Source organism: Flavobacteriales bacterium (assembly GCA_016704485.1).
In the GTDB taxonomy this organism is placed as follows: domain Bacteria; phylum Bacteroidota; class Bacteroidia; order Flavobacteriales_F; family PHOS-HE28; genus PHOS-HE28.
In genome coordinates this window covers 334,219-346,917 of sequence record JADJAA010000001.1, presented here as the reverse complement: position 1 = coordinate 346,917, position 12,699 = coordinate 334,219, and the positions used below count along the sequence as shown (strand labels likewise).

Genomic DNA, 12,699 nt, shown 5'->3' with positions numbered 1-12,699 from the left:
ATGAGCAACGAAAAGAGAAGTTTATTGATCACTGGTGGTGCAGGGTTCATCGGTTCCCATGTGGTGCGGTTGTTCGTGAACAAGTATCCCGAATATCACATCGTGAATTTGGATGCGCTCACGTACGCTGGTAATTTGGAGAATCTACGCGACGTTGAGAAAGCCGTGAACTACACGTTTGTAAAAGCAGATATCCGCGATGCAGAAGCTGTGATGAAGGTGTTCAAGGAACATTCCATCGATGGTGTTCTGCACCTTGCGGCTGAGAGTCACGTTGATCGAAGTATCAGCGATCCCATGGCGTTCGTTGATACGAATGTGATCGGTACCGTTACGCTGTTGAATGTTGCACGCGAAGCATGGAAGAACGCGTTCGATGGAAAGCGTTTTTATCATGTGAGCACGGATGAAGTTTACGGTTCCTTGCACGACGATAGCTTCTTTACGGAGTCCACGCCTTACGATCCGCAAAGTCCATACAGTGCGAGCAAAGCAGCAAGTGATCACTTTGTGCGTGCCTATGGCAACACGTACAAATTCCCATACGTCATCAGCAACTGCAGCAACAACTACGGCAGTCATCATTTTCCGGAAAAATTGATCCCGCTCATGATCAACAACATCCGTCATGGTAAACCTTTACCGGTTTACGGAAAAGGAGAGAATGTGCGCGATTGGTTATGGGTAGAGGATCATGCAAAGGCAATTGATACCGTTTTCCATAAAGGAGTCAATGCCGAGACGTACAATATTGGTGGTCACAACGAATGGACGAACATTGCACTTGTACATCAATTGTGTGAGGTGATGGATGAAAAACTCGGAAAAGTAAAAGGCGAAAGCGCCAAGTTGATCACCTACGTTACGGACCGGGCCGGACATGATCTGCGCTATGCCATCGACGCAAGCAAGATCCAAAAGGACCTGGGTTGGACACCGAGCATCACCTTCGAGGAAGGATTGAGGAAGACCGTTGATTGGTACCTGGCCAACACGGAATGGCTGGACCATGTGACCAGTGGCGCCTACCGCGAATATTATAGCGCCCAATACGCACGGTAACATGGGGTTATTCGGTGGTCTATTCGGGAAGAGAGAAGAAACGTTGGCGCCTGCTGACCTCTCCAAACTGCAAGTGGATATCCATTCGCATTTCATTCCGGGAATTGATGATGGATCTCAAACATTGGAACAGACCATCGAGCTGTTAACAGCGATGAAGGAGTTCGGTTATCGGAAGGTGATCACCACGCCACACAGCATGGCCGATGGGTATAAGAACACACCGGAGATCATACTCGGCGGATTGGAAAAAGTCAGGGCAGAATTAAAACGCGTCGGACTTGAGATGGAGATCGACGCTGCTGCCGAGTATTATCTGGATCACGAACTGGAGAACAACGTCGCTGAGAAACGTGTACTCACTTTCGGAAAGGACCTATTGTTATTCGAGCTGCCGTTCATTGGTGAACCGGCCGTACTTCTTCGCGTGGTATTCCAAATGCAGACAATGGGTTACCGGCCAGTTCTAGCGCACCCGGAACGTTACAGTTTTTGGTATGATGACTTCAAGAAGTTGGAGGCATTGAAAGAACGTGGCGTGCTGTTCCAACTGAATATGATCGCTTTATCAGGCGCGTATGGTCCGCAAGCAAAGCAGATGGCAGAGCGCTTGGTAGATGCAGGCTATTATGAACTCGTTGGTAGTGATTGCCACCAAATGGGGCATATAGAGGCAATTCAACACACGTTGACGCGGCCCTACCTACACAAGCTATTGGATAGTGGGAAATTGCTGAACAGCACTTTATAGCCAGCCACAAGGCTCAACTCCAGGTCAAAGTCGGTGCCAATTGAAGCATGCCCTGGTCAGTACGGATCTATGGGATTTTCATAAAAGGCCGATATTCACTGATCAGTATCGACCGAAGCGATCTGCCACAAGTGTGAAGATCCATGATCCAGATCCGGAACCGGATACGTTGATACGAGCCTAAGCATTCATGTGCTCGAGTCCATCAAGGATCCGAACCAACTGTATCTTCAGCGTTGGTAATTGAACATGTACAACGTCAGAAACCACGGCAGTGTTCACATTGAAATAATCATGTACCAATCGATGTCGCATGTTAATGATCCGTGACCATGGAACTTCTGGATGCCTTGAGCGCAATTCAACCGTTAGCATGTTCGCAGCCTCTCCGACAATTTCGATAAGCTTAACGATAGAAAAACGGAGCATCGGATCATTGTCCAATTCATTCTCCGAAACAGCAGATGCATGATCCTCAATGTGGCCAATGGCCTCAAGAATATGAATGATCCGGACTCGATCTGCTTTAGGGTCGCGCATAGATCAAACGCTTATCCTTATCCACGTATTGCTTAATGTGTTTGCTCAGGCTCTTCTCGGTAACAAGATCCACCTTCCTTTTCAATAAGATCTCAAGGTCTTCCATCCAGCTATAGAAATCCCATCCTATCGGTTTACTGTGATCCAATTCCACAAGCAGGTCCAGATCACTCTGCTCATCAGCGTCACCGCGTGCAAAAGATCCGAACACATAAGCTTTTGTGATCGGTCGATCGGCAAAGTAGGTGCGCAGAGTTTCTATCGTGGGATCGTCAAGCCGCATGACACAAAGATAGTTGTGTAGACGATGAGAGAGGCCTTGACGGATCCGATCTCATTGGAGAACGACCGCCCAGGTTTCGAAACTCTCCAGAAAACGACAGAGTCGCAACGCCCAATTACCGACGTGTGTTGACCCACCGCGCCTTCCATTGGGAGCCATTTCGGTCCGAAAGAACTCCAATGAACAACCCATCTACAGTGAACGTTTTCTGAACCGTACGATTCCCCTTACCAATATTCTGCCTGTCCATTAATTTGCCCGTGGCATCATAGATCGTAAGAGTTCCATTTGAAAATTCCATAGGGAAGGTTAACTGTAAAGTGCCATTCTCGGCATCCAGTGAAACAATGAATTCAGTATTCTGCCCTAGCGCACCGGGTTCAGCAATACCAACATTGGTAAATGAGCATGTATCAAACTGCTCGTCCAAATACAACTGAGTACCAAGGCTATCGTAACAAAGCAATTGATAGGATGATTCGCATCCATCGAATCAACATGCCATTGAATGGAACGGATGGGTAAGCGAACCGATCCCTTTTATCCAGATCATTTAGTTCATTGGGTCCGTACCCCAATTGCGATCATACAACATTGTGTAACGCAATCGCGAGACCCCATTGATCACTACGTGATCGATCGTATCAACGATGAAAAGTCCGGTATCCGGTTCGCTCAAGTATTGACCCAAGTACGAACTATCGCCGATCGCGAGGGAATAGTCGTACATCAGGTATTCTTTGTCGATGCAATCCGTTGTGTTCCGGTAGAGAACACGTTGACCATCGTTCCTGATGTACGCGGTGTCCTGCCATTGTAAGGGCAATACGGAATAGGTCTCACCGCACATGCTCAGGGTATCAACAAATCCGTATTCATCTGTTTCAAAATACCAACCCATGCCGAAAACTCCATGCAGAATACTCCAGTGACTTTGGTCGATATAGGTGCCGATTGGTTGTTGCGCATATGTATTACGCTGCATGATGATGACACATATTATAAGCACGTAGAACTTCATGGCGTGACGATCAATTACAATTGAATTCCAAGGCCATGATCAATAGACGTATCAATCCCTTTTTTCGCTGTCCGAAAAAAACACGGATCCAGAATATCCATATACAAGGACTTCCCGGAACTGATGTTCTTGGTGTTGGACTCGATCGAACGGCGAGCTGGTGACTTGCAACGCTGCAAAGTATAATTTACCCCGCTACCGTCTCCAATTCCCGGCTCACTTTCTTGAACAGTCCTTGTAGTACACTACCCGGTCCTACCTCAACGGCCTTATTGATCCCATCTGTAAGCATGTTCTGCATGGTCTGTGTCCAGCGAACAGGTGCAGTAAGCTGCGCGATCAGGTTTGCTTTGATGCGCGCAGGATCGCTGTGCGGACGAGCATCCACATTTTGGTACACCGGGCAACGCGGGTTCACGATGGGTGTGAATTCAATGGCTGTTGCTAGCTCAGCGCGTGCAGGCTCCATCAATGGACTGTGGAATGCTCCGCCCACCGGCAATATCAAGGCACGTCTTGCACCCGCTTCTTTCAAAGCTTCACATGCAGCATTAACCGCTTCAATTGAACCACTGATCACCAATTGACCTGGGCAATTATAATTCGCTGGGACTACTACGCCGCTGATCATACTGCATATTTCCTCCACCCTGGCATCTTCAAGGCCAATGATCGCAGCCATAGTGCCGGGTTGTGCAGCGCAGGCTTTCTGCATTGCATTGGCACGTGCTGCAACAAGCTTTAATCCATCGGAGAACTCTATCGCCCCAGCCGCAACCAGCGCACTGAACTCCCCAAGTGAGTGCCCTGCGACCATGCTTGGCTGGAAGGCATCACCCATCACTTTTCCCTTCACCACACTATGCAGGAAAATAGCAGGTTGGGTAACATTCGTTTGTTTCAGGTCCTCATCGGAACCCTTGAACATGATGTCCGTCAGGTTGAAGCCGAGGATGTCATTCGCATGTTCGAACCAGATCCGGGCATTGCTATCGGCATCATACAGGTCCTTGCCCATTCCGGAGAATTGGCTGCCTTGTCCGGGAAAAACGTAAGCGGTCATTGCGCGTTTGCTAGGTGCCAAGATACAAGGTCCGAGGACAATGGCATGAGCGCCACATTCCTCGGACCTTGCACGGTTGAAATGATCAGTTGCGGTTTCCGCCGAACAAGCGGAGCAACATCAAGAATAAGTTGATGAAATTCAGATACAAGCTAAGCGCGCCCATCAATGCCATTTTCTTGGCACTTTCAGTTCCGGTAGCTACTTGCTCGCCCATGGTCTTTAAGCGTTGCACGTCATATGCCGTTAATCCTGTGAATACTACAACGCCGATAATGCTTACAAGATAGCTCATCGTATCGCTCTTCAGGAACATGTTAACCACCGAAGCGATGATGATGCCGATCAGACCGATCATGAGGATACTGCCCATTTTGGTCAGGTCCGTTTTGGTGGTGTAGCCCGCAACGGCCATGGTGCCGAATACTGCAGAGGTGATGAAGAAGACCTTGATGATGGCCGCCATGGAGTAAGCGAAGAAGATGTAGCATAAGCTGATCCCCATGATCGCAGAAAATCCGAAGAAGGCGATCATGAGCATCATGCCGCTCATTTTATTCACCAATCCGCCCATGAGCAATACCAATCCGAGTGGAGCGAACATGACCACATAGCCTAAAATGCTGCTACCGGTGATGAACCCATCGGCATCAGTATTGAAAAGATACCCGTAAAGTGCGGGTGTGCTAGCGAACCACCACGCCATTACGCCGCTGATCACAAGCGCCAATGTCATGTAGCTGAACACGTTGGCCAAGAAAAGGCGCACGGTCGTTGCACTGTCCGGTCCGTAAATGACGTTACCTGTCTGTGCTTGGGGGAAATTGTTCTGTTCCATTGCTTATGAATACAAAGGTCGGTAATTGTTGGCTCGTTACGCCTAAGGTACGGAATTTCCCTTGAAGGTATTGCGCGAAAGTGGTGTGATCAGTGAAGTTTTGAGCTGATCAACTTGATGAATTCATCGCGCGTGCGTTGGTCTTCAAGAAAGACGCCCGTAAACGCAGAGGTAGTGGTAACGGAATTCTGCTTCTGTATGCCTCGCATTTGCATGCACAGGTGGCTGCATTCGATCACCACAGCCACCCCATGTGGATTGATCGCCTCCTTGATACAATCACGGATCTCATTGGTCAACCGTTCTTGAACTTGAAGCCTGCGGGCAAAAGCATCGACAACACGTGGGATCTTGCTAAGCCCAACGATCTTACCGTTCGGTATATAGGCAACATGGGCTTTGCCGAAGAATGGCAGCATATGGTGTTCGCACATACTGTAAACTTCAATGTCCTTCACCAGCACCATTTGGCTGTATTGTTCAGTGAATATAGCGCTCCGCAGGATCGCTCCAGGATCAATGTCGTAGCCGTGCGTGAGGTATTGCAACGCCTTGGCTACACGTTCCGGTGTGCGTTTAAGACCTTCACGTTCAGGGTCTTCACCGATCGCTTTCAGAATATCGGTATAATGGGTGCCGATACGTTCTATGCCAGCACTATTGTAATGCTCGACCCGCTCGTAGCCTTCACCCGTTGTTTCGTGTTCACTCGCCATGGTATTCCACGTGATTATTCTCGGTTTCTCTGATCTTTATACAATGCATGGTACAACCAAGGGCTTCCAACGGTTCCTTCAGCTGTTCCCAGAAAGCGATCGCCAAATTCTCGGTGCTGCTTAAGCGGCCATTCATGAAAGGCACATCCATGTCCAAGTTCTTGTGATCCACGTACCGGATTATCTTATCATTCACTATGCGACCGAGCTCACTGAGATCCACAACGAATCCGGTCAATGGGTCAGGCGTTCCTTTCACAGTGACCCAAAGCTCGTAGTTATGCCCGTGCCAGTTAGGGTTGGAGCATTTCCCGAAGACCGCCATGTTCTTTTCGGCGCTCCAATCCGGCAGGCTCAATTTATGGGCGGCGCTAAATCGTTCGCGGCGAGTAATGTGTACGGTTGCCATTGGGTTGAATGAAAGGGCTGCAAATGTACGGGGTCCATCCAGACCAGCGGTTGGTCAGCGCTATTCAGCGGCCTACATTTGTGGCCATGATCGTGGTTACAGGAGCAGCGGGTTTCATAGGAAGTGCATTGGTGGGCGAATTGCTTCGGCAGGGCTGGGCGGATATCGTTGCAGTAGATGATTTCTCCCGTTCGGAAAAGGCCGCTAACCTTAAAGGCAAGAAACTCACGGCGAAAGTTGATCGCAACAAGTTCTTTGATTGGCTGGAAGAGAACGAGAGGTTGGTCCAGTTCATTTTCCACCTTGGAGCGCGAACGGATACCACCGAGTTCGACAGGACGATATTCGATGAACTCAATGTAGCATACAGTCAACGAATGTGGGAGGCGTGCGTCAAGTATGGCATACCGCTGGTCTATGCTTCATCAGGGGCAACGTATGGCAATGGTGAATTGGGTTATGGCGATACGGACGATACTTTGCCACAGCGCTTAGTGCCACTGAATCCGTATGGTGAAAGCAAGAACGACTTTGACGTATGGGCATTAGCTCAGGAGCGAAAACCGTTTTTCTGGGCCGGGTTGAAGTTCTTTAATGTGTATGGTCCGAATGAATATCACAAGGGGCGCATGGCAAGCGTGATCATGCATGCCTTCAACCAGATCAAGAGTTCGGGTGGCATGAAGCTTTTCCGCAGTCATCATCCGGACTATAAGGACGGTGAGCAGTTGCGCGATTTCGTTTACGTGAAGGACCTGTGTCGCGTGTGTTTGTTCTTGATGGAACATCGCAAGAACAATGGGCTGTACAATTTAGGCACCGGTCAAGCGCGAACATTCCTGGATCTCGCACGGGCCACGTTCAAAGCAATGAGCGTACAAGAGAACATCGCCTTCATTGATACACCAATGGATATCCGGGATAAGTATCAATACTTCACGGAAGCCAAAATGGATAAATTGAAAGGTATCGGTTATGCTCAACCATTCACTTCATTGGAAGATGGCGTAACCGATTACGTGAAGAATTACTTGGAGCCGAACCGATATTGTTAAGTACTAGAGCCGTAGATTCAATTGACTCTTTGTTTGAGCGAGAGTACCATTTCCCGCAAACGTTCAAGTCGTACTTTCAGTTCGGGTAACGTGGGTACCTGTGTTTCTTGTTCCAATATCTCGCCACTTTTCAGTTGGTCCTTCGCACCTTGTAAAGTGAATCCCTTTTCCTTTACCAAGTGTTGGATCGTTTGCAAATGATCAATGTCCTTTTGCGTATAGAGCCTATCGCCTTTACCGGTGCGTTTTGGTCGTAGTGATCCAAATTCTTTTTCCCAATAACGTATCAGGGATGTGTTCACGTTCAACCGTTCTGCCACCTCTCCGATGGACCAGTACAATTTACCAATGGTTTTTTCCTTGTAAGGCATACAGTGCACAGTGCGCTAGGCTTAGTCGTAGGATTGCCCGGCGTTACGGGAAATTTCAAGTAACCGGGTATACTCTTCCGGAGTAAGATCGTTGAAATAATAGTTGGCGGGATCAACGGCTTCACTTCCCTTGTGTACCTCGTAATGAAGATGTGGCCCGGAACTTAGTCCGGAGTTACCCACAAAGCCCAGCAGGTCACCACGTTGTAGACGTTGTCCGTTCTTAACCTTTAGAACGCTCATGTGCGCGTAAAGCGTTTCATAATCGAACCCGTGATCCACGATCACATGCATACCATATCCATTGGTGGAATAATCCGCGAACGTAACGCGGCCATCTCCTGTTGCATAGATGGGCGTGCCGACCTTCGCGGTGAAATCCATTCCAGCATGGAATTTCGGGATCTTGTGGATCGGGTGTATGCGCATGCCATAACCACTCGCGATCATGGTAAGGTCCTTGTTATTGATCGGTTGCACTGCGGGTATGGAAGCCAACATATCCTGTTTCTTAAGGACGAGTTCGGCCACATGATCCAGTGAGCGCGATTGTACCAAGAGCTGTCTGGTCAACTTGTCCAAGCGTTTTTTCGTATCGATCACAATGTCACTGCTCGCGTAACCTTGAAGGTCCTTGTACCGGTTAACCCCGCCGGATCCTGCTTGGCGCATGCTCTCCGGCAATGGGTCAGCTTCAAAGATCACGCGGTAGATATTGTCGTCGCGTCTACGTACATCCGACAGTACGTTGTCGTATTCCCCGAGTTGTTTGTTGAGCAGTTCATATTGCACAAGGAGCTGCTGGTTCTCACGACGCAGATTGGCTTCTTTGGGTGAGTCCAGGAACTGATAGACAAGGAACGTACAAACGAGGCCGACCAACAGTCCCGGTAAGAGCATTAGACCGATCCTTTTGGACCGCTGCCACGCGGAAAGACGAATACGCTCGAAATTCAGCGTATCTGGATTGAATCGGTATTTAAGTTCTGCCATGGTTCGATCAAGCGGCCAAACGGACGGCGAAGATAAACGCAACCGAGCATTTGGACCGAACCGTGCAGGGGCGAATGATCATTCGCCCAAAGATCTTTCGCCCGAAAGTGAATTGAACCCAAAGTTGTGCAACCGAAATTCAGTGAAAAGAGAAAGTAAGAATGCGCCGCACCCCACTGGTACAAAACAGTTCGGACGGCACCTTTTGATCGGTGCCGTCCGGTTGCAGGGAGAGGCGGCTCAGCGTATTAACTTTAATTATTAGGAGAGTTCGCTATACGTGAACATTGCAAAAATGGCCCTTTGTACTGCGGCTCACAATACCCACAAATGGGGATATACAACTTCTGAATATGAGCCAGAAAAAGATCGATGCTTCATAGTTCTTCTTCGCTCCGCATACCTTTGGCGCCGCATTGAACAGCCCATGCTCACTTCCGTACAGATCCGTCAACAATTCCTTGATCATTTTGCTAAGCGCGGTCACGCCATTGTGCCTAGCGCTCCGATGGTAGTTAAGGACGACCCAACATTGATGTTCACCAATGCGGGTATGAACCAGTTCAAGGATCTGTTCCTGGGGAATAGACCAGCGAAGGATAAACGGATCGCTGATACACAGAAGTGTTTGCGCGTTAGTGGTAAGCATAATGACCTGGAAGAAGTTGGTATTGATACGTACCACCACACCATGTTCGAGATGCTCGGTAATTGGAGCTTCGGTGATTATTTCAAGAAGGAAGCTGTGCAATGGGCGTGGGAATTGTTGGTCGACACGTATAAGATCGATACCAATAACATTTACGTTACCTATTTCGGAGGTGATGACAAGGACGGTCTTGCTGCGGATGATGAAACACGCGAACTATGGTTGAAGTACCTACCTGCCGATCGTGTTCTACCCTTCGATAAGAAGGACAATTTCTGGGAGATGGGTGATACTGGCCCGTGTGGGCCATGCACGGAGATCCACGTGGATGTGCGTTCTGCGGAGGAGAAAACCAAAACACCTGGTAGTGAATTGGTGAACAATGATCACCCGCAAGTGATCGAGATCTGGAACAATGTGTTCATGCAATTCGAGCGCAAAGCGGATGGATCTCTTGTCACGCTGCCTGCGCAACATGTGGACACCGGTATGGGGTTCGAGCGCCTGTGCATGGTGCTTCAAGGAAAACAGAGCAACTACGACACGGACGTTTTCCAACCGCTGATCCAGGCCTTGGCAAAGCATGCTGGTAAGACTTATGGTAAAGCTGAAAAGACCGACATCGCGTTGCGCGTTATTGCGGACCATGTGCGTGCTATTGCATTCGCAATTGCTGATGGACAGTTGCCGAGTAACACGGGAGCAGGTTATGTGATACGAAGGATCTTGCGCCGTGCCGTGCGGTACGGATACAGTTTCCTTGGTTTCATGGAAGCATTCATGCACGAACTGGTGCCTGTGCTTGTTGGGACAAATGGGCGATCAGTTCCCGGAGTTGAAAAAGCAACAACAGATAGTCGTTAATGTGATACTTGAAGAAGAGAAAGCATTCTTGCGCACCTTGGAGCAAGGCACTAAACGCATTGAGCAAATGCTTGCCGAAACAAAAGGCGAGATCCCCGGAGACAAAGCATTTGAACTGTTCGACACGTTCGGTTTCCCGATTGACTTAACCCAGCTTATCGCACGTGAACAGGGTAGGGTAGTCGACATGAAGGGCTTTGAAGCAGAGCTGCAAAAACAGAAAACGCGCAGCCGCGCCGCCACGGCCGTCGCCACTGGCGATTGGACCGAACTGGCAAAAGGTGAAACGGATTTCGTCGGGTATGATGAATTGAGAACACCAGCGAAGATCCTCCGCTTCCGAAAGGTCACAGCAAAAAGTGGTGATCACTACCAGGTCGTGTTGGACCGTACACCGTTCTATCCGGAAGGTGGTGGACAAGTTGGTGATCAAGGTTGGTTGGTCCTGGGTGATGAACGGACCGAGGTATTCGATACCAAGCGCGAGAACCAATTGATCGTACACTTCGCAAAGAATTTGCCTGCAAATGTGGAAGGTGATCTCACTGCTCAAGTGGATGAGAAAAGACGTGCGCTTACCATGCGCAACCACACCGCTACGCACTTGTTGCATCACGTATTGCGGAAGCAATTAGGAACGCATGTAGAGCAGAAGGGATCGCTGGTTGCACCGGATAAATTGCGCTTCGACATCAGTCATTTCGCGAAACTTTCCAGCGAAGAACTCGAAGCCATCGAAGCTGAGGTGAACAGCATGGTCGCTGCGGATATTGCTTTTGATGATAAGCGCAACGTACCCATTGACGAGGCAAAAAAGATGGGCGCGATGGCGCTCTTCGGAGAGAAGTACGGCGACCAAGTGCGTGTAGTGAAATTCGGGCCGAGCGTGGAGTTGTGCGGCGGTACGCACGTCCTAAGGACCAGTGTCATTGGGCCGTTCAAGATCGTGAGTGAAGGAGCATTGGCTGCCGGGATCCGCCGCATAGAGGCGGTTACAAGCGAAGCAGCCGAACGCATCGTGCAAGAGAAGATCGAGAAATTCGAAGCAATTCTCGCGCTGCTGAAAAATCCTGCGGACCCTGTTCAAGCGGTGCAAAAATTGATCGATCAACATGCAACGTTGACCAAGGAATTGGAGAAGGCCGCGAAAGAACGCGTACAGAATTTAGCGCAGGAATTGCCGAAGGCAGCTAAGACAACGAGCAAAGGAAAGGTGCTTGTGCAACGTTTGGACCTGGACCCACAAAGCTTGAAAGACCTTGGCTATCAATTGCGCGAAAGTCATGGCGATCTTGCATTGGTTGTAGGAAGCATAGTTGAAGGTAAACCGCTCTTGGCCGTTTCATTGGGCAAAGCCTTCGCCGACGCAACAGAGTTAAAAGCGACGGACATCATCAAACAAATTGCACCATCTATAAAAGGTGGCGGCGGTGGTCAACCGGACTTTGCAACTGCCGGTGGAAAGGAGCCCGGTGGTATGGGCGATGCGTTGAAGAAAGCGGAGGAGATATTGGGGTAGCTATCCGATCGTCACGCATTGAAAAAGCCCCGGATCGGGGCTTTTTCAATGCATGGCTTTACAGCAGATCAAGCAATGGAATGCTCGGTCTTCAACGAACGTGCTGGAGGTGGCGGTACATGGCTGCCATAGACCGGTCCGCGGTATTTGGTCTCGTAGCTCAAGCCGATGTTGAGGATGTACAGGAAATTCAGAAGTATCACCATGACATAATCCATCATGCTGTTCTTACCAAAGCACTGGACCACTTCGATCCACATTTTAGGCATGAAGTAGACCTGGCCAACGACCGGGATCATCAACAACCAGAAATGGCTTGCTGGGCGACCGATGATCTTCAGGAAAACGATCACATTCCAGATCGGGACCAAGCTTGCGATACCCGGTTGGCCTGCTTTTTCATATAGCCTCCATTGCCCTACGACGGCAATGATCGCCAAGAAGATCAAGGCGTAATAGAGGGCATTCCCCATTTTGGAGTAGAAAAAATCGTGAAGGTTCATCAACCAATCCATGTTATGCAGGTGTTAGTAGGTTAGACTTATCCTATTTATTGCAACGGTTC

General features: G+C 49.2%; 14 protein-coding genes and 1 pseudogene. 4 read left to right on the top strand and 11 right to left on the bottom strand.

Going from position 1 to position 12,699, the window contains the following annotated elements; all coding sequences use genetic code 11:
- The gene (gene rfbB, locus IPF95_01555; protein ID MBK6473379.1) at positions 1–1,062 is read left to right on the top strand and encodes a dTDP-glucose 4,6-dehydratase; all 1,062 of its coding nucleotides are present in this window, start codon (positions 1–3) and stop codon (positions 1,060–1,062) included.
- A gap of 43 nt (positions 1,063–1,105) precedes the next feature.
- Positions 1,106–1,813: a capsular biosynthesis protein gene (locus tag IPF95_01550; protein ID MBK6473378.1), complete on the top strand. Its 708-nt coding sequence runs from the start codon at positions 1,106–1,108 to the stop codon at positions 1,811–1,813.
- A 180-nt stretch (positions 1,814–1,993) separates the two neighbouring features.
- Here the strand turns inward: IPF95_01550 and IPF95_01545 are convergent, their stop codons facing one another.
- From IPF95_01545 to IPF95_01510, 8 genes are all read right to left on the bottom strand, one after another.
- Entirely contained in the window at positions 1,994–2,353 is a 360-nt protein-coding gene (locus tag IPF95_01545) for a DUF86 domain-containing protein (protein MBK6473377.1), read from the bottom strand.
- Positions 2,340–2,636, bottom strand: coding sequence for a nucleotidyltransferase domain-containing protein (locus IPF95_01540; GenBank protein ID MBK6473376.1), 297 nt, complete (start codon positions 2,634–2,636; stop codon positions 2,340–2,342). The genes IPF95_01545 and IPF95_01540 overlap by 14 nt, the downstream gene beginning before the upstream one ends.
- A gap of 115 nt (positions 2,637–2,751) precedes the next feature.
- A complete protein-coding gene (locus IPF95_01535) occupies positions 2,752–3,066 on the bottom strand; it encodes a hypothetical protein (GenBank protein ID MBK6473375.1) in 315 nt (104 codons plus the stop codon).
- A gap of 123 nt (positions 3,067–3,189) precedes the next feature.
- Positions 3,190–3,621 (bottom strand): hypothetical protein, encoded by a 432-nt coding sequence (locus IPF95_01530; protein MBK6473374.1) that lies wholly within the window; start codon positions 3,619–3,621, stop codon positions 3,190–3,192.
- Between the two features lie 223 nt (positions 3,622–3,844).
- On the bottom strand, positions 3,845–4,720 hold the full coding sequence (fabD, locus tag IPF95_01525) for an ACP S-malonyltransferase (protein ID MBK6473373.1): 876 nt from the start codon (positions 4,718–4,720) through the stop codon (positions 3,845–3,847).
- An 85-nt stretch (positions 4,721–4,805) separates the two neighbouring features.
- The gene (locus IPF95_01520; GenBank protein MBK6473372.1) at positions 4,806–5,558 is read right to left on the bottom strand and encodes a Bax inhibitor-1/YccA family protein; all 753 of its coding nucleotides are present in this window, start codon (positions 5,556–5,558) and stop codon (positions 4,806–4,808) included.
- 89 nt (positions 5,559–5,647) lie between these two features.
- Complete coding sequence (gene folE, locus IPF95_01515) at positions 5,648–6,274, bottom strand: GTP cyclohydrolase I FolE (GenBank protein MBK6473371.1); 627 nt, start codon at positions 6,272–6,274, stop codon at positions 5,648–5,650.
- On the bottom strand, positions 6,264–6,683 hold the full coding sequence (locus tag IPF95_01510; GenBank protein MBK6473370.1) for a 6-carboxytetrahydropterin synthase: 420 nt from the start codon (positions 6,681–6,683) through the stop codon (positions 6,264–6,266). The genes folE and IPF95_01510 overlap by 11 nt, the downstream gene beginning before the upstream one ends.
- Before the next feature lie 86 nt (positions 6,684–6,769).
- On the opposite strand from IPF95_01510, the gene rfaD reads away from it, so the two are divergent.
- Positions 6,770–7,738, top strand: coding sequence for an ADP-glyceromanno-heptose 6-epimerase (gene rfaD / locus IPF95_01505; protein ID MBK6473369.1), 969 nt, complete (start codon positions 6,770–6,772; stop codon positions 7,736–7,738).
- 17 nt (positions 7,739–7,755) lie between these two features.
- On the opposite strand, the gene IPF95_01500 is transcribed toward rfaD, so the two are convergent.
- Positions 7,756–8,109, bottom strand: a complete 354-nt coding sequence (locus IPF95_01500; protein MBK6473368.1) for a MerR family transcriptional regulator — start codon at positions 8,107–8,109, stop codon at positions 7,756–7,758.
- A gap of 21 nt (positions 8,110–8,130) precedes the next feature.
- Complete coding sequence (locus IPF95_01495) at positions 8,131–9,102, bottom strand: M23 family metallopeptidase (protein MBK6473367.1); 972 nt, start codon at positions 9,100–9,102, stop codon at positions 8,131–8,133.
- 427 nt (positions 9,103–9,529) lie between these two features.
- On the opposite strand from IPF95_01495, the pseudogene alaS reads away from it, so the two are divergent.
- Positions 9,530–12,134 (top strand): annotated as a pseudogene (alaS, locus tag IPF95_01490) (alanine--tRNA ligase).
- Positions 12,135–12,202: 68 nt separating this feature from the next.
- On the opposite strand, the gene IPF95_01485 reads toward alaS, so the two are convergent.
- On the bottom strand, positions 12,203–12,649 hold the full coding sequence (locus IPF95_01485) for a hypothetical protein (GenBank protein ID MBK6473366.1): 447 nt from the start codon (positions 12,647–12,649) through the stop codon (positions 12,203–12,205).
- Positions 12,650–12,699 lie beyond the last annotated feature (50 nt).